The following is a 17,891-nucleotide window of genomic DNA, read 5'->3' on the forward strand; positions in this document are numbered from 1 at the left end:
ACGCAATCAGCGGCCAAGATGCTGGGAGCGATGATCAAGGCCCCACGCGGTCACCCGCAACGCCTTTGGCCGTGTTACGTTGGGCGGCTACCTCAGGCTCCACGACCAGGATCACCCATGCAACAGCTCACCCCCGAAGGTCAGCGCCTCGTCGCCGACCTCGCCCAGCGCCACGGCTTCAGTCCGGACGCGGTCACCCACATGCTCTTCGCCGTGCTGCACGGCAACGGCAGCATGGCCCAGTTCAACCACCCCGAATTCGCCGGCTCCGGCCAGTGGATGCAGGGCGGCATGATGATGCTGGGCGACATGTTCAACCACAGCTTGAAGGGCCGGGTGGACGCGCTGTGCAACGAGCTCTCCAACATCCTGGCCAACCAGCCGGGCCTGCTGCAATCCGGCAGCTTCCAGAGCCAGTCCCAGTCCGGTGGCGGCCAGCAGCAGCAGAACGCCGGCGGGATGCTGGGGGAGTCCAGCCTGTTCGTGCCGGACCCGTCCCAGCACTGGTGGCCCCGGGAGCTGGGCCAGCCCAACGCCACCGGCAGCCAGAACAACGTGCAGTACGCCTACTTCGCCGGCCCCCGGCGGCTGGCCGTCAAGACCGGCGGCCAGGTCTGGGTCTACGACACCCTGGATCATCAGATCGGCGGCTTTTCCCAGCAACAGGGCGTCGGCGGGTCGATCCTGTTCACCAGCCAGTACGGCACTGTGGTGCTGAGCTCCCTGCCGGTGGTGTCCATCGACGGGGTGCCCCAGCAACCCTCACAGCAGCAAGCCCCGCAGCCGGCGGCGTCCATGGCCCCACCGCCGGCCCCGCAGCCGGCACCCGGCCAGGCGCCGGGCGCGACACCGCCTGCCGGTGCGTCGCCATCCAGCGAGGCGGACATCTTCAACGCCATTGAGCGGCTCGGGAAGCTGCGCGCCGACGGGCTGCTGACCGAAGAGGAGTTCGCCGCCAAGAAGGCCGAGCTGCTGGGCCGCCTCTGAGCGCCTGCCCACCCCGAGCAGCAAGCCCCGTCGGCGCCGACCGGGACCGCCGGCTTGCAGCCGGCCCCGCGGCCTGTGCGGTCGTGATGCCAGCGCCGAGGCGGGCCGAGCGCCCCTTCAGCGGCCAGCCCAGCCGAGCGAAAGCCCCAGCCCTGCTCCTCGATGCGCGGACGTCGGACTTGATAGGATCGCGCGGAGCGTCGTCGCGCATGGCGGGGTCTTTCCTCCGAATGTGGAAGCTCAGCCTCCGCGCCGGACTCGGCGGCTACCTGGCTCCAACTCTACCTGGCTATCTGGCTCCGACGCTCCAGCGTCGGAGCCGAGGGCGGACGCTCCAGCGTCCTGTCTAAGGCTGGTGTCCTGCCTCGCGGCCACGGGCGACAGAGCCGCCAAGCCGGCGCACCCAGGCTCCGCCCGGGCGCGAGAAGAAAGCAAAAGCAGGCTCATCTGTCAGGGGCTTGCACGCGACGCCGGTGGGCACGCCGGCGCTCTGCCCAGCCTACACCCGTCGGCCGTGATCCAATGCCCCGGCGCTCGACGTCAGATCGACGAGAGATGTCTGTGCTACGCTCACGTAGTGCGCTTTGGTAGTGCGTGTGAGTCCTAACCTGGGAGGTCATCATGGGGCGTCCGGTCTCGGTTCGACTCGAACAGGACATCCAAACAACGCTGGAAGACGCGGCCCGCGAGCGGGGCATTGGTCTATCCACCTACCTGCGTGAACTGGCGGCGCAGGAGGCACACCGCGTGCGCCGCGAGCGCATTCGTGCCCAAAGCCGGGCGGTGGCCGCGTACATCGCTGAAAGCCCCGAGGCGGAGGCCTTCTACGAAGATTGGGGCACGCCCGCGAGCGACGGCGAGCGGCCATGAGCGTCGCCGCCGGCCAGATCGTGCTGGTGGACTGGCGCGATGCCTTGCCGAAAGAGCCCAACAAGCGTCGCCCCGCCGTCGTCGTCGAGGACAGGGGCCTATTCGATGACGCCTATCCCAATCTGATTTTGGTGCCCCTCGCGGATGACCCCGGCCTGGCCATCAGCGAGCTATCGGTCCGCATCGAGCCCACGCCGGAGAATGGCTGCGCCAAGCCCTGGCATGCGCTTGCCCATCACGTCACCACCGCGTCCAAGCGCCGGATCTCGCCGACGGCTTCGCGGATCGCGGATGCGCAGCTGACCGAGCTCCGCCGAATGGTCGCCCTGGCCATCGGTGTGGAATTGCCACTGGCCGCCGGCCGGCGATAGCAAGGCAGCGGAACCCCGGCGGAAGCGCGGAGTCCTGCCTGCGACTGCTGCCGAGGCGGAGATGAAGATAGACATATTCTATTTGCCTTTTCAATGGGAGGGTGGGTCGGTGACCACGGCATGGATCGAATTGTCGGGGATCAGATCCAGCCAGGTGCGTGCGTCGGCTTGGACACAGACGGCGCGGTCCGACAGGCCCTGTGTGTTGAAGCCCGCGGCGGCATCCACCGCGGCTTGCCAGAGGGCAATCTCCCGCTCGCGTAACTCCGTGAGCCACGCCGGCGTCCTCAGGTGCTCGCTCGTCGCGCAGCGGGCTGTTTCGGCAACGGTGTCTGCGGTTTTGTCGGCGGGCGCGGTGGCGTCCGGATCAGCCATGAGCGGCAGAGAGATTTGGCCTTTCATGATGGTGCCGATGTCCGTGCGGAGATGTGTCTGGTGGTCCGGCGCATGTGGAAGTCGGGGCTCAAGTTTGGCTGTGCGGGGGTTGTTGGCCCCGCGGGCTTCCGCCTTGCTCATAACGCCGACCACTTGGGCCGCTGATTACGTCGTCAGGCCATTCCGGCCTGACACCATCAGGGCCGGAAGCCCTGTCTACGCAGGGCTTGCGCGCGCATGGGCACAGTCATGGTCAGGGCCCGAGCTTCAGGGTGCACCAAGATAACCCACGCGGGGCGGTCGGCGGCCGTCGTCTTCCTCCGCCAGGATCTTCTCCCGCGAGGTCCAGCCGAGGTCGTCGAACACGGCGAACAGCGCCGGCACCACGAACAGCACCAGCAGGGTGGAGGCGAGCAGGCCGAAGACGATGCTGGTGGCGAGCGGGATCAGCACCTGGGCCTGGAGGCTGCGCTCGGCGAGCAGCGGCAGCAGGCCGGCGATGGTGGTCACGGAGGTGAGCAGCACGGCGCGGAAGCGCTCGCGGCTGGCGCGGCGGGCGGCCTCCGGCACGGACATGCCCTGGCGCACGCGGATCTTCAGGAACTCCACCAGCAGGATGGAATCGTTGACGACGATGCCGGACAGCGACACGAAGCCCATGATGCTCGGCATGGACAGCTCCAGGCCCATGAGCAGGTGGCCCGTTACCACGCCGACGAGCGCGAGCGGAATGGCCGCCATGACGGCGAAGGGCTCCAGCCAGGATCTGAACAGAAAGGCCAGCAGCAGGAAGACGCCGAGCAGCCCCAGGCCGAAGCCGCGCAGCATGGAGCCGCCCGTCGCCGCCGACTCCCGCGCCTGGCCCTCGAAGCCGAAGTCCACGTCCGGGAAGCGCTGTTGCAGGTCCGGGATGAAGCGCGCGCGGGTGTCGGCGACGATTTGCGCAGCGTTGGTGGTCGCCGCGTCCACCTGGCCGTAGACGGTGATGGTGCGCCGCCCGTCGATGCGCTGGATGCGCGCATAGCCGCGGGACTCGGTCAGGTCGGCGACGGCGCTCACCGGCACCTGGGCACCGGCGGGGAGCTGAATCCGGAAGTCCAGCAGATCGCGCAGGCTGGTGCGGTCCGGGTCGGCGAGGCCCACCTCCACCTCGTAGGACTCCCGCCCCACCTGGATCTCCCGCGCCTGCGCACCCTGAAACGCATCGCGCACCTGCCGTGCCACCATGGCCGCGGTCACGCCCAGCGAGGTGGCGCCATCCTTGAGCCGCAGCGCCACCTCGGGCTTGCCGGGGCGCAGGTCATCGGTCATGTCCTGCACGCCCGCATAGCTGGCGAGCCAGTCCTGAAGCGCCACCGCCGCGGCCTTGAGCCGGTCCAGGTCGTCGCCCGACAGGCGAATCTCCAGGTCGCGCCCGGCGGGGCCGATGGTGGGCTCGGTGAAGGTGACACTGATGACGTCCGCCACCGGGCCGGTGAGGACCCGCCAGCGGTTGAGGTAGTCCTGCATGCTGCCGGTGCGGCGCTCCGCGGTCAGCAGGTCGGCGCTGACGGTGGCGACATGGGGGCCGGATTCGAAGGCGTCGGCGTTGGTGTTGTAGTGCACGCTCACCTGCTGCACCAGGGGCTCCGGCTCGCCGCCCGGACCCGCCGGCTGCTCGGGTGTGAATTCGGCGTTGACCTCCGCAAGGGCTGCGGTGATGCGCTCGACGACGGCCTCGGTGCGAGAGAGCGGCGTGCCCTGGGGCAGCAGGATGCGCGCCTCCATGACGTCGCCCTCGATGTCCGGAAAGGCCCGGAACTTGACCAGGCCGGCGGCCATCAGCGCCAGCGTGACAATGAGCAGCGCCACGACAGCGCCGAGGAAGAGGTAGCGACTCGCCATGGCGCCGTCCACGGCCCGGCCCACCACGCGCTCGCGAAACCAGTCGATGCCCTGTTCGAAGCGCACCCGCCAGCGCGGCGGTGCATCGCGCTCGTGGCCCGTGAGCGCATGGCCCAGGTGCCGCGGCAGGATCAGGAAGGCCTCCACCAGGCTCACCGCCAACACCAGGATCAGCACCACGGGCAGCACTTTGAGCACCTTGCCGATGTCGCCGGACAGAAAGGCGAGCGGCCCGAACACGGCCACGGTGGTGAGAAACGACGCGATGACGCCGGGCGCCACCTGGGCGGTGCCGTCCACGGCGGCGGTCATGGCGTCCTGGCCCTGGGCCAGCTTGGTGGCGATGTTCTCGGCGATGACGATGGCGTCGTCCATGAGCAGGCCGAGCGCAATCAACAGCGCAACCATGCTGATCATGTTCACGGACAACCCCAGCACACCCATGAAGAAGAGCGCACCGAGAAAGGCCACCGGCAGCCCCATGGCCACCCAGAACGCAAAGCGCAGCCGGAAGAACAAGGCCATGGCCAGGAACACCAGCACCAGGCCCTGAAGCCCGTTGGTGGCGAGCATGGTCAGTCGGTCCTCGACGATGGAGCTGACGTTCTGCGTCAGCTGGAAGCGCACACCGGGCGGCGCCATGGCGCGCTGCGCATCCAGGAAGGCCTGCACCGCCGCCATCACGTCCAGGGTATCCTGCTGCTTGGTCTTGGTGACCCGGAGCACGGCGGCGCGGCGGCCGTCGAATTCGATGCGTACTTCCGGGTCCTCGAAGCGGTCGGTGACCGTTGCCAGCTCGCCGAGGCGCACCTCGCCGCCGGCGGCGGCGCCCACCACCACCAGGTCCTCCAGCGCCTGCACGCTCTGGCGCTCGTCGTCGAAGCGGATCAGCACCTCCCGGTCGCGGCTCTCGATGCTGCCCGCCGGCAGGTCCAGCCCCTGGTCGGCCACCGCGCGCATGACCGCGTCGACGCTCAGCCCATAGGCCAGCAGCGTCTCCCGGCGCAGGGCGATGTGGAACTGGCTGTCCGCGAAGCCCTGCACCGTCACCTGCGACACCTCGGGCCGCGCCCGCAGCCGGTCCTTCACCTGCTCGGCATAGGCCTTGAGGTCGCGGTCCGCCATCGGGCCGGTGATGGCGATGGACACCACCGGGTCCATGCGCCCGAGCTGGGTGATGACGATGGTCTCGATGTCCTCGGGGAAGCTGTCGATGCCGTCCACTTCGGTCTTGACGTCATCGAGAAAGCGCGCGAAGTCCGCCCCCTCGGTCATCTCGGCGACTGCGGTGGCCATGCCTTCGCGGGCCTCGCAGCGCACCTCGTGCAGGTCCGCGATGCCGGTGACGGCATCCTCCAGCGGCCGGCAGATGGCGTTCTCGATGTCCTCCGCGGCGGCGCCGGGGTAGGGCACCTGCACCTGCACCTCGGACGCCGCGAAGTCCGGGAAGGTCTCACGCTTCAGCTGCGGCAGGCTCACCAGCCCCAGCGCCAGGAACAGCACCATCAGCATATTGGCGGCGGTGGGATGGTGGGCAAAGTAGCGGATCATGCGTGCAGCGCGGCTCGGGGCCGGGGGTCGATGGGGAGATGTCGGCGCAGCGCCCGCGCGGGCCGGGCGTGGGCACCGCTGCGGCTGCCATCATGGCGCAGGCGGCGTGGGCTTGTCAGGGGTGGTCGTGTGTGTCTGCCGCGGCGCTCTCAGGGATGGCGCGTGGCCTGCGTCCGCGACGGGCGGCAGGGCATCATGGGACGTGGTTGGAGGTCGGAACAATGGCACAGCGCAGCCGCTTCAGCTTCATAGGAATGCCTGTCTTGTCAAGGCTGTCAATGTCCGTTAATCCACCAGGGTTTCCGGTGATCGGATACAAGCCTTGAGGTGCGTCAATTCCAAGTGTTCCGCACGGATTAAACTGCAGGCTGAGATCGAGTCGGGGACGCTGACGCCATGTCTTGCCGCGGGTCCGGGCAGGCGCTCGCAAACACCCTGGCGGCCTGGGGGGTGGATGCTGTCGCAGCCGTCCAGGGTGCTACCCCCATGGAGGATATCCACGATGGGCTGGCGTGTGCTGCTGCTGTCGGTGCTCAGTGTCCTGGCCATCCCGGGCACGGCGGCGCCACTGCGCTTTGCGCCGCTGCCGCTGGAGGACCACCGCGTCGTCCACGAGCAGTTCCGCGGGCTCGCGGACTATCTGGCCGCTGCCGCGGGCGCGGGGCTCAGCTGGGTGGCCCACGACGACTACGCCGACATCCTGCGCGGCTTCCGCGACGGCAGCCTGGATCTGGCCTACCTGGGGCCGGTGCCCTACGCCGTCCTGGCGCGCAGCCATACGCAGGCCGAGCCGCTCGGCTGCTTCCGCGAGGCCGATGGCGCCGCGGCCTACACCTGCGCGCTGGTGGCCCGCACCGGCGCCCGGCTGCGGCCCGGGGCGGTGCGGGGACTGCGCATCGGCCTGCCCCAGCCCTATTCCACCTGTGGGCCGTTCGCCGCATCCGAAATGCTCACCGCCGCGGGCCGCAGCCTGCGGGGCGACGGCAACCGCTTCGCCTTTGCGGGCAGCCATGCGCAGGCGGCGCTGGGTGTCGTCCGCGGCGACTTCGACGTGGCGAGTGTCAAGACGGATATCGCCCGCCGCTACCGCCACCTCGACCTCGACATCATTGCCGAGAGCGAGCCCTACCCGGGCTTTGCGCTGGTGGCCAATGGCGCGACCCTCGCCGCGCCGGTGCTGGCGCGGCTGCGTCGGGCGGTGCGGGGGCTCGACCCGGAGCGGCAGCCGGAGCTGCCGGCGATCACCGCGGGCTGGGGCGAGCAGATCCGCCACGGTGTCGTGCCGCCGGCGCGCTGCGACTACAGCTGTGTGGACGCGGCGCTGGAGCGGCTGCCGCTGACGCTGCCAGGCTTGGGGCTGCCGCCGTGAGGCGGGCGACGCTGCTCACGCTGGCCGCCTTCGCTGCGGCGGAGGTGCTGCTGGGTTGGGGGCTGTGGCGCATGTACCGCCACGAGGCGGACCACCTGCTGGATCTGCACCGCGCCGAGCTGGAGCGCCGCTATGCGGACGGCGTCGAGGTCTTCCGCAGTCTGGTGACGGCACTGCATCGCCAGTCGGTGGAGCGCCCGCCGGTGCGGGCGCTGCTGTTGCGGCTCGCCGATCTGGACGGGCTGCCGCCGGAGCAGCTGGTGGACGAGCGCCGGCGCGTGCGCGGCGAGCTCTACCGGTTGCTGTACCCCACTTACCTGCTGCTGCGCGACAGCGACATCCCCGAGCTGTCGCTGGTGACGCCGGACGGGCGGGCCTTTCTGCGCTTCAATCGCCCGGATCTGGTGGGGGATGAGATTGCCGCCGAACGCCCTCTGCTCGCGCGGGCGCTGCGGCATCAAACGCCGGCGCTGGGCTTCGAGCACGGCCGCCCCTTTCCGGCCTATCGCGGTGCACTGCCGGTGCATGCGGATGGCCGACTGGTGATGATCGCCGATTATGGCCTGTCGTTCCAGGCCCTGGCGCATGGGCTGCGCCAGGCCGACAGGACCGGCGCCGATGTGACCCGGCTCGTCCTGCGGCGCGATCTCTTGGCACAGGTGGCCCATCCCAGTGCGCTGGCCCTGTTCGATCCGGTGGCGCTGGCGCCGGGCCTGGTCGTCGCGCGGCCGACGGCCCGTGTGCAGGCCGGGGCGCCGGAGCCCGCGCCGGAGCCGGCGCTGCCCACGGCGGCCATCGATGAGCGCCTCGGCGGCATGGCGGCGGTGCGGCGGGCCGTCGTGGAGGGTCGGTCCCTGGCGCTCCAGACCTGTGCCGGTGTCGGCGCCTGCGCCAAGGCGGTGCTGCTGGCGGTAACCGACAGCGCCGGGCGCGCGGCCGGCTGGCTCGTCGCCTACCGACCGGCGCCTGCGCTGGACGCCCTGCGCGGGCAGTACCTGGCGGCCTTCGCTGTCGGCAGTCTGCTGCTGGTGGCCGCAGCCGGTGCGCTGCGGCGCTGGCTCGCCTCGCGGCAGCGCCTGCGCACCATCACCGAGCATATGGGCGAGGGACTCTATGTGCTGGACCCGCGCGGGCGCATCGTCCATATCAATGCCGCCGCCTGCGCATTGCTCGGGTTCCAGCGCCAGGAGCTGCTGGGCTGCAATGCCCACACCTGCTTCCACGTCGACAGCGGCGGCGAGCAGCTGCCCGAGGATCTCTGTCCGGTGCGCACCGAGCCCGCCCGGGGCCGGGTCTATCGCAGTGATGCCGAGACCTTTCAGCGGCGTGACGGCTCTCGGGTGGAGGTCTCGTTGGTGGCCTCGCCCCTGCGCGAGGAAGACGCCCTGGCCGGGAGCATCGTGCTGTTCCGTGACATCAGCGCGGAGCGCGAGGCACAGGAGCGACTGCGCCGGGTGAACGTCGCCTTCCGCAACCTGGCGGAGGCCGTGGTGGTCACGGATGCCGATGCCGACATCCAGGCGGTGAACCAGGCCTTCACCGAGATCACGGGCTACGAGGAGGCGGAAGTGCTGGGGCGTAACCCGCGCCTGCTCCAGTCCGGCCGGCACGATGTGCGCTTCTATGCGGCCCTGTGGCGGGAGCTGCTGGGCACCGGGCGCTGGGAGGGCGAGATCTGGAACCGGCGCAAGAACGGTGAGATCTACCCGGAATGGCTCAGGATCAACGCCGTGCTCGGCCCGGGCGGCTCCGTGCTGGGCTATGTCAGCGTCTTTTCGGACATCACCGAGCAGCGCGCCAGCGCGGAGCGGCTGCGCCGGCTCGCCTACCATGACCAGCTGACCGGCCTCTACAATCGCGGGGCCTTCATGGAGACGCTGCGCCACGCGCTGCACCGGGCCCGCGGCGCGGGGGATGCCCTGGCGCTCTTGTACCTGGACCTGGACCGCTTCAAGCGCATCAACGATACCCTGGGCCATGTCAGCGGTGACGCACTGCTGCAGGAGATCGGGCGGCGCGTCGGCGGCATACTGCGCCCGCAGGACGAGGCGGCGCGGCTGGGCGGTGACGAGTATGTGCTGCTGCTGGAAGCCATCGACGCGCGCACCACGCCGGCACGCATTGCCCATCAGCTGCTGGCGGCGGTGCGCCGGCCCTTGCTGCTGGAGGGTCGGCACCTGCACGTCACCGCGAGCATCGGCATCGCCATGTTCCCGGACGACGGCGACGACGCCGCCACCCTGCTCAAGCACGCGGACGCGGCCATGTATCTGGCCAAGCAGCAGGGGCGCGACGGCTACCGCTACTTCACCAAGGCCATGGCGGACGAGGCGCGCCGACGCTTCGACCTGGAGGCGGCGCTGCGCGAGGCCTTGGCCGGCGACCGGCTGCGCGTGCACCATCAGCCGAAGGTCTCCCTCAGCGACGGCCGAGTGGTGGGCCTGGAGGCGCTGCTGCGCTGGGCGCACCCGCAGGAGGGCCTGCTCGCGCCCGGTGCCTTCCTGGACGTGGCCCGCGACGCCGGCCTGATGCAGCCGCTCACCGAGTGGGTGCTGCACGAGGTGGCCCGGCAGTGCCGCGCCTGGCGCGTGGCGGGGCTCCAGCTCGGCCGGGTGTCGGTGAACCTGGACCTCGGCGTCTGCCGGCCGCTGGCGCTGGAGGGGCTGCTGCTGCAGACGGTGGGCGAGGCGGGCATCGCCGCGGAGGATCTGGAGCTGGAGATCCTGGAGACGGGTATGGGCGACGACCTCGAGACCTCGGCCCTGTGGCGCCGGCTGGTGGCGGCGGGCTTCGAGCTGTCCATCGACGACTTCGGTACGGGCGAGTCGTCACTGGCGCGGCTCAAGCAGCTGCCGGTGGCGACGCTCAAGATCGATCGCAGCTTCGTCGCCGACATCGAGCAGGATGACAGTGATCGCGCCATGATCCGCACCATCGTCGCCATGACCAAGACGCTCGGCAAGCGCGCGCTGGCGGAGGGTGTCGAGACCGAGGCGCAGCTGCGCTTCCTGCTGCGCACCGGCTGTGATGCGGCGCAGGGCTACTACTTCAGCCGCCCATTGCCCGCAGCCGAGATCACGGCGCTGCTGCGCGAGCAGCCCTACACGGCGCAGCTGAAGCGCCTGCTGAGCCACACCGCCCCGGGGGCGCGGGTGCAGCGGCTGCCGGCGGCGTCCTGAGACCGGCCGGTCTCAACCCTTCAGCTTCTCCCTCAGCAGGGCGTTGACCTGCTGCGGGTTCGCCTTGCCCTGGCTCTGCTTCATCACCTGTCCGACGAAGAATCCGAGCACCTTCTCCTTGCCGGCGCGGTACTGCTCCACCTGCTGTGGGTTGGCCTGGATGATGGCGTCGATCATCGCCTCGATGGCGCCGGTGTCGGTGATCTGCTTGAGGCCCTTCGCTGCGATGACGGCATCGGCGTCGCCCTCGCCGGCCCACATGGCCTCGAACACCTGCTTGGCGAGCTTGCCGGAGATGGTGTTGTCCTGGATGCGGCGGATGAGCCCTGCGAGGTCCGCCGCGGTCACCGGGCTCTCGGCGATGTCGAGATCGGCCTTGTTGAGCGCTGCCGCCAGCGCGCCGGTGATCCAGTTGGCGGCCTGCTTGGCGTCGCCGCAGCTGCCGGCGACCTCCTCGAAATAGCCCGCTGTGGCGAGGCTTGAGGTCAGCAGGGCGGCGTCGTAGTCGTTGAGCCCGCAGGTCTCCATGAAGCGGTGCCGCATGGCATCCGGCAGCTCCGGCAGATCGGCGGTGGCCTGGTGGATGAAGGCGTCGTCCAGCTCCACCGGCAGCAGGTCCGGGTCCGGGAAGTAGCGGTAGTCGTTGGCCTCCTCCTTGGTGCGCATGGAGCGGGTCTCGTCCTTGGCGGCGTCGTACAGCCGGGTCTCCTGGATGACCCTGCCGCCGTCCTCCAGGATGTCCGTCTGGCGCTCGATCTCGAGCTCCAGCGCCTTCTGCAGGAAGCGGAAGGAGTTGATGTTCTTGAGCTCCGCGCGAGTGCCGAGGGTCTCCTCCCCCAGCGGGCGCAGGGAGATGTTGGCATCCACGCGGAAGGAGCCCTCCTGCATGTTGCCGTCGCTGATGCCGATCCAGCGCACCAGCTGGTGGATCTTGCGCGCGTAGGCTACGGCCTCTGCCGGTGAGCGCATGTCGGGCTCCGAGACGATCTCCAGCAGCGGCGTGCCGGCGCGGTTGAGGTCGATGCCCGTCATCCCGTGGAAATCCTCGTGCAGGGACTTGCCGGCGTCCTCCTCCAGGTGGGCGCGGGTGATGCCGATGATCTTCACGCTGCCGTTGTCCAGCACGATCTCGATGCTGCCGCGGCCGACGATGGGCAGCTCGTACTGGCTGATCTGGTAGCCCTTCGGCAGGTCGGGATAGAAGTAATTCTTGCGCGCGAACACCGAGCGCGGGGCGATGTCGGCCCCGATGGCGCGGCCGAACCGCACCGCCCGCTCCACCGCGCCCCGGTTCAGCACCGGCAGCACGCCGGGGAAGCCCAGGTCCACGGCGCAGGCCTGGGTGTTGGGCGCGGCGCCGAAGGCGGTGGCGGCGCCGGAGAAGATCTTGGATTCAGTCGCGAGCTGGGTGTGAATCTCCAGCCCGATCACGGGTTCCCACTGCATGGTGCTTTGTCGTCTGCGGTTGTGCCGGGGCCGGCGGCGGCTGCGCCGGCGAGCCCAGTATCCCGCAATCCACCGCACGGCGTCACCGGGCGGCTCCACGCCGGCACCCCACCAGCCCGGAATTCGTGCGCCACGAAGCCCGCGATGACCTGCGTCTTGTCAGCACACGTCGTGATTACGATGTACACCCTTCGTCGACTCAGCTTTTCCCTGATCGCACTAGGTGACTTTCCAGCTAGCCTTATTCGTGTTCGGGTAACCACCGCTCGAATCCGAAACATGCTTGTCATGAACCTTTGTAATCAATAGGAAAAGCTATGACGCTTCTTCGATTTTCGTCCGGCAGCCAGGCGCTGCGCGGGGTCGCCGCGGCCACACTTTGCGTTGCGCTGTTGTCCACGCTGCCGGGCATTGCCCTCGGGGCCGCGTCCTTCAACGCCTTGGGCTTCGCCTCGCTTACGGTCATCCCGGGGGCCGGGGTCATCCCCCTCGGCGGCAGCATCGATGACGACACGGCCGACTCGATCACGATCGGCAATGCGAGTGCGCAGGTCATCGCGGACACGGTGCTGGCATTTGACGATTTCACGCTGCAGGACGCCGGCGTCTCGGGTGAGGCGCTGCCGTCCGCCACGGGAGTCTCATCCGCCTTCGCGGCGGTGAGCAGCTCCACGTCACTCACCTTCCGGAACACGGGTCCGGAAATCGCAAACCTCGACTACCTGTTCGACTACAGCGCCGACGTCTTCGCGCTGCTGGATGATCCCACCTTCGACGCCGTCGGTGCTTCGGCGCAGGTGCTGTTCGGCACCATCGACTTCGGCACCGGCCTGCAGACCACCCTGGTGGATGAGCTCCTGGAGCTCGTGACCGCCGGCACCGACGGCGCCTTCGACAGCCTGCAGGGCAACACCACGGTGGCACCCGGCGCCGCGGTCGGCTTCTTCGTGGACGTGGCGGTGGACGGATTCGCCCTCTCCACGGAGCTCGACGAGCCCACCGGGGCACCCGTGCCGGCGACCCTCGCCCTGCTCGGCGGCGGGCTGCTGGGGCTCACCCTGGTGCGCCGCGGTCGCCGGCGCGCTGCGCCCGGACCGGTCTGACCCCGACGCGGGTGCACGGAGACGCCCGCAAGCGAAAAAACCATACAGCAGCAGGAGCAACAACTCGGAGTCCCGCGCCCAAAACGGACCGACCACGCCGACCGAGCACCGACGGGAGCAGCCGGTGAGCGGGGAAAAGCCTGGCGGTCATTCACCCTGACGGAGCAGCCAAGATGAACCCGGCAAGATTGCGCCCCACCACAACCGCCGCCGCCATTGCCATGACCATCGCCGGCGGCCTCGCGGTCGCCCCGCCCGCGGCGGCCTACCAGTCGAACCTGCATGTCTTTTCTGTCGATGACGTCTTGGGCGGCTTCGACGGCTCCACCTATGGCGACGGCGGCGTCGTCGTCGACAAGTCCATCATCTGCGGCCTGCCGGACAGCGCGGAGACCGAGTGTCCCGCCGGCGCCGCACAACCCTTCACCGACCGCAGCGGCGTGACCCTGTACCCGGTGGACAGCGAATACGGCTTCTACGTCGTCAATTTCGTCGGCGCCGAGGCAAAGGTGCGCGACGGCGACTACGGCGAGGGCTGGGTCGGCAATCTGCCCGACGGCTCCGGACTGGCGCTCTCCAACGCCGTCACCGACCGCTACAAGGTGCCGCCCCCGCTCGGCACCTGGTGTCAGGGCCTGGGCGGCAACTCGGTGAAGTGCTCGACGGAGCATTACACCGTGATGGAGCACGTCACCACCTGCCACGAGGTGGTGCCGTACTTCTATGCCGACCCCATCAGCGGTGATCAGGGCACCCTGTCCGCAGGCACCCTGTCCGTTGACTGCGGCACCACCGCGCTCGACGACGAGCTGCTGATCCTGGCCAACAGCACGCCGACGGAGCGGCTGGTGGACGCGACGCCCGGTGCGCAGATGGCGCCGAACGACAACACCTCGGTGGTCAACGACATCGCCGTCAGCAGCGACTATTCGCTGACCCTGAAGGATGACGGCAAGCCCCTGTACCGCTGGGGTGCGCTGATCAAGCGCCCGAACGACCTGCGGGTCTATGCACGCCTGACGCTGCCGGAGGAGTGGAAGACCCCGGACCCCGTCACCGGTGAGCTGCCGGACTACGAGGTCACCAAGGCCTGGCTCGTCATCAACCACACCATCACCAATAACCCCAACGACCAGGTGCGCCCGGAGGACCTGGAGAACGAGGCCGCCATCGGCGTGCTGCCGGACCATGTCATTGAGAACCTGGGCACGGAGGACGAGATCTGGCGCTCCACCAAGCTCTGCTACGAGGGCGACGGTGACCTGATCGATACGGAGGATGGCACCAGCGACCCGACGGTGCTGGGCGTCGGCACCTTCCTCAAGAATGGGCCCTTCGCGCTGGACCCCGATGCCATGCCCGGGACCGATCCGGTGGACCCTCCCTATGCCTTCTCCGAAGACCTTACCGAGGGCCTCACCAACGCCTGGTTCACCACCATCGACCGTGAGCCCTTCGAGTGGTCCTACGCGGTCATCACCGATGACCTGGACGAGCAGACGCGCACCGTCGATTACCGCGGCTGCCCGGGCCCCATCGAGGACCCGGCCTATGCGGCGCTCTGCACCAATGTGCCGGCCGACGCCCCGCTGTTCTCCGGCCCGCGCTGGCGCCTGAAGCCGAACAAGTTCGGGCAGAACCTGCCCGGGCTGGAGATCCCCACCACCGCGGGTTTGGAAGAGGCGTGCACGCCGCCGCCGTTCTCGCGTGGGCTGATCAAGTACGAGGTGGGCGCGCCCACGGTCACCGTGCTCAACATGCTCGACTGGGACGAGGCGGAAGGCGGCCCGTCGCCGCTCGCCTCCAGCAGGGGCTGGGTGGACGCCGACGCGAACGACTTCATCGAGATCGTCGATGAGATCAACGACAACGGCGACATCCGCAAGATCACCACCCTCGGCGCGCCGATGAGCGAGGACTTCGACCTGCTCATTTATGTCAAGGGCGATCGCAAGCCGACCTTCCTCTACAACGCCCAGCTGGTGCTGGAGTACGAGGGCGAGGTGCCCGCGCCAGCGGACGAGGCGGACATGGCCATGACGCAGCTGACCGTGCCGCTCAAGGTCTCCGGTCAGCAGCCGGATGCGCGGGTGAAGGACATCACCGTGGAGGCCTGCAACAACGGCCCCGCCGAGGCCGCCGGCGTCGTCTCCCTCACCGGTGTGTCTCTGGTGCCGGGTGTTGCGACGGTGGGCTACGCGCACGTCTTCAGCGGCCTGGCCTCCGGCGCCTGCACCAGCGAGGTCTTCTCCTGGACCGCGCCGGACATCGGCACCTCCATCACCTGGACTGCGGAGGTCACGGTAAGCGGTGACCTGGTGGACCCGGTGGCGGACAACAACAGCGCCGATGGGACCACCCTGGTCTACCCGTACCGCAAGTGATCCTGCGCCGCTGACGCCGCAGGCACCGGCCGGGTGGGAGTGCCCGGCCGCCGGGCCGGGGGCCGTCGGCCTCCGGCCACTTCATAGGGAGGTGCAGTCATTGAGGAGGCAGAGGAGGCAACGCAGGACGGATCCGGGCGGCCTTGGCAATGGACGCCGGGCCGGGGGCAGGGAGGCCCCGCACAGCGCAGATGCCATGGTAGGGCCGGCCGCGGGCCGGCTCACCGCTGCACCCGCCGCCGGCGACGTGCCCCGGGTGCGTCGCCGCGGCCCGTCTGGACCCTGTTGCCGGCGGCTAGGCCGCCGGGGGTTGGAGCCGAAGTCATGTTGTGCTCAGGCATTCGCTTCGTTGGCGCCGCCGCGGCGACGGTGGTGCTGCTTGCTGCGCCGCTCCCGGCCGACGACCGCGGCAGCGGCGCGAGTCCACCCCTCGGCCACGGGCCGGGCGCGGGCCATGACCTGCGCCGCAATCTGGATCTGCCGGGGCTCGGCTATCCCTGGCGGCGCCCGGCTGTACCGCCGCTGCGTGGTCTGCCGCCCCACCGGGGCAGCGCCGCCGGGCGGCGGCGGGATCCGGTCACGGGTCTGCTGGTGCCCCGCCGCGGCTATGGCGTGGGCCGCCCCGGCTGGCGCGGCCGTGGACCTTACGCGTAACCGGGCCACCGCCAATACGGTCAGCCGCCCGGGGTGCCGCGGAGGCGGTAGCCCCGCGTCTCCCCCGGCCACAGGAGCCCCTGCGCACCCGTGTTCCCAGCCAGCGACAGTCCACAGCCCATGATGCCCATGCAACAGGAGCACCCCCGAGCCGCCGGCACCCGGTCTTCGTCACCGCGGCTGCGGCTGATGCTGCCGCCGACACCGGCCTGCCTCGCGGTGCCGGCGCTGTACTGGTGGCTCGCGGCCGCGTTGACGCTGGCCGCCGCACTGCAGGTGCCGGCCGTGCGCGCCGGGGCACCCGGCGCGGTTGCCCCGGCCGCCCGGGTTGCGCCCGAGCTGGCACAGACCCTGCGCCAGGCGGTGCGCAATGGCGACCCGGCGCAGGTCAAGGCGCGCCTCGCCGCTGGGGACGATGTCAATGTGCGGGACGCGCGCGGCAGAACCGTGCTGATGAGCGCCATCGGGGCCGGCGAAGCAGCCCTGGTGGCGCCGTTGCTGGCGGCGGGCGCCGATCTCCACCTGCGCGATGTCACGGGCAAGACCGCCCTGCATTGGGCGGCCCTGCGCGGCAACGCGACCGCCGCGGACGCCCTGCTGGCGGCCGGGGCCGACGCCGACGCCGCCGACAACAGCGGCGCGACGCCGCTGCTGGTTGCGAGCGGGCGCGGTGACCTCGGACTCGTGCGGCTGCTGACGGCGCAGGGCGCGGACCCCGACCGCGCCGGCGGCACCGGCTACACGCCGCTGATCGTCGCGGCAGCCACCGGCGAGCGGCCCTTGGTGGAGCTGCTGCTCGCCGCCGGCGCCGATCCCGGAGCCGCGGCCCGGGACGGCGAGACCGCGGTGCTGGCGGCGGCGCGCAACGGTCATGGCGCGCTCGCCGCACTGCTGCTGACCCGCGGGGCGCCGGCGGACGGCGCGGACCTGAAGGGCTGGCAAGCGCTCTTCCACGCCGTCGAGCACGACGACGCTGGGCTGGTGGCGGCCCTGCTGGCCGCCGGGGCCGACGCCAACGCCCGCGACCGACGCGACATCACGCCGCTGATGATGGCCGCAGGCGGTGGCCACTTGGCGATCCTGGATCTGCTGCTCGGGGCGGGCGCCGACGTCGGCGCCGTGGACGGCCGTCGCGGCTTCACGGCACTGATGGGCGCCGCCTGGACCAACCAGGCCGAGGCCGTGGCGCGGCTGCTCGCGCACGGCGCCCGGCTGGACCAGCGCGACCGCGACGGCAACACGGCGCTCTTCTGGTGCGCCAGCCGCGGCCATGCCGGGCTCGTGCCCATGCTGGTGGCCGCCGGCGCCACGGTGGATGCCGCCAATGCCCAGGGTGTGACGCCGCTCATCATTGCCGCAGCGGCGGGTCACCGCGAGGTGGTGCAGGCGCTGCTCGCCGCAGGCGCCGACCCGGCCCTGACGGATCAGCACGGCAAGTCTGCGGCCGCCTGGGCGCGCGAGCGCGCGCACCCGCAGGTGGTGGCGCTGCTCGGCGGTGATGCGCCCGCGGCAGCGACGCCCCCCGACCAATCCGCGGCATCGGAGCGACTCCCGTGAGCCCGGTGCCCCAATGAGGGCCCCGGCGGGGTCGGCAGGCGGCCTCATGGGCCGCTGCCCGCCCGCCGCGGCCACCAGACAAGCGCTGACGCCGGCACATGTGCCGGCGCCTGCGCTTGTAACCAAGCGGCCCTGCCCGGGGCGAGGCAGCATCAAACTCG

Annotated in this window: 12 protein-coding genes; 9 read left to right on the forward strand and 3 right to left on the reverse strand. The window is 70.2% G+C overall.

Translation table 11 applies throughout. The annotated features are described in order from the left end of the window. Nucleotides 1-117 precede the first annotated feature (117 nt). The 3 genes from QZ607_RS05190 to QZ607_RS05200 all read left to right on the forward strand — a co-directional run bounded on the left by QZ607_RS05190 (nt 118) and on the right by QZ607_RS05200 (nt 2,228). Nucleotides 118-987 carry an SHOCT domain-containing protein gene (locus QZ607_RS05190; RefSeq protein ID WP_295880417.1) on the forward strand — a complete coding sequence of 290 codons (870 nt, stop codon included), beginning with the start codon at nt 118-120 and terminating at the stop codon, nt 985-987. Nucleotides 988-1,608: 621 nt separating this feature from the next. Then, nucleotides 1,609-1,857 (forward strand): hypothetical protein, encoded by a 249-nt coding sequence (locus QZ607_RS05195; protein ID WP_295880419.1) that lies wholly within the window; start codon nt 1,609-1,611, stop codon nt 1,855-1,857. Beyond that, the gene (locus tag QZ607_RS05200) at nt 1,854-2,228 is read left to right on the forward strand and encodes a type II toxin-antitoxin system PemK/MazF family toxin (RefSeq protein ID WP_295880422.1); all 375 of its coding nucleotides are present in this window, start codon (nt 1,854-1,856) and stop codon (nt 2,226-2,228) included. The genes QZ607_RS05195 and QZ607_RS05200 overlap by 4 nt, the downstream gene beginning before the upstream one ends. A gap of 90 nt (nt 2,229-2,318) precedes the next feature. Here QZ607_RS05200 and QZ607_RS05205 read toward each other — a convergent pair whose 3' ends face one another. Together QZ607_RS05205 and QZ607_RS05210 are read right to left on the reverse strand one after the other, a co-directional pair. Beyond that, nucleotides 2,319-2,630: a hypothetical protein gene (locus QZ607_RS05205; protein ID WP_295880425.1), complete on the reverse strand. Its 312-nt coding sequence runs from the start codon at nt 2,628-2,630 to the stop codon at nt 2,319-2,321. 240 nt (nt 2,631-2,870) lie between these two features. Beyond that, nucleotides 2,871-6,038 carry an efflux RND transporter permease subunit gene (locus QZ607_RS05210; RefSeq protein WP_295880428.1) on the reverse strand — a complete coding sequence of 1,056 codons (3,168 nt, stop codon included), beginning with the start codon at nt 6,036-6,038 and terminating at the stop codon, nt 2,871-2,873. Between the two features lie 502 nt (nt 6,039-6,540). On the opposite strand from QZ607_RS05210, the gene QZ607_RS05215 reads away from it, so the two are divergent. Continuing rightward, entirely contained in the window at nt 6,541-7,407 is an 867-nt protein-coding gene (locus QZ607_RS05215; RefSeq protein WP_295880431.1) for a PhnD/SsuA/transferrin family substrate-binding protein, read from the forward strand. Then, nucleotides 7,404-10,586, forward strand: a complete 3,183-nt coding sequence (locus tag QZ607_RS05220) for an EAL domain-containing protein (protein WP_295880434.1) — start codon at nt 7,404-7,406, stop codon at nt 10,584-10,586. Before QZ607_RS05215 ends, QZ607_RS05220 begins: the two co-directional genes overlap by 4 nt. A gap of 12 nt (nt 10,587-10,598) precedes the next feature. Here QZ607_RS05220 and gatB read toward each other — a convergent pair whose 3' ends face one another. After that, nucleotides 10,599-12,032, reverse strand: coding sequence for an Asp-tRNA(Asn)/Glu-tRNA(Gln) amidotransferase subunit GatB (gatB, locus tag QZ607_RS05225; protein ID WP_295880436.1), 1,434 nt, complete (start codon nt 12,030-12,032; stop codon nt 10,599-10,601). A gap of 317 nt (nt 12,033-12,349) precedes the next feature. Here gatB and QZ607_RS05230 point away from each other — a divergent pair, with 317 nt between their 5' ends. The 4 genes from QZ607_RS05230 (at nt 12,350) to QZ607_RS05245 (ending at nt 17,730) form a co-directional block, all read left to right on the forward strand. Continuing rightward, the gene (locus QZ607_RS05230; RefSeq protein ID WP_295880439.1) at nt 12,350-13,135 is read left to right on the forward strand and encodes a hypothetical protein; all 786 of its coding nucleotides are present in this window, start codon (nt 12,350-12,352) and stop codon (nt 13,133-13,135) included. Nucleotides 13,136-13,308: 173 nt separating this feature from the next. Then, entirely contained in the window at nt 13,309-15,519 is a 2,211-nt protein-coding gene (locus QZ607_RS05235) for a hypothetical protein (RefSeq protein ID WP_295880440.1), read from the forward strand. A 324-nt stretch (nt 15,520-15,843) separates the two neighbouring features. Beyond that, nucleotides 15,844-16,173, forward strand: a complete 330-nt coding sequence (locus QZ607_RS05240; protein ID WP_295880443.1) for a hypothetical protein — start codon at nt 15,844-15,846, stop codon at nt 16,171-16,173. 129 nt (nt 16,174-16,302) lie between these two features. Further along, a complete protein-coding gene (locus tag QZ607_RS05245; protein ID WP_295880445.1) occupies nt 16,303-17,730 on the forward strand; it encodes an ankyrin repeat domain-containing protein in 1,428 nt (475 codons plus the stop codon). Nucleotides 17,731-17,891 lie beyond the last annotated feature (161 nt).

It is taken from the genome of uncultured Thiohalocapsa sp., assembly GCF_913063425.1.
Classification (GTDB): Bacteria; Pseudomonadota; Gammaproteobacteria; order Chromatiales; family Chromatiaceae; genus Thiohalocapsa.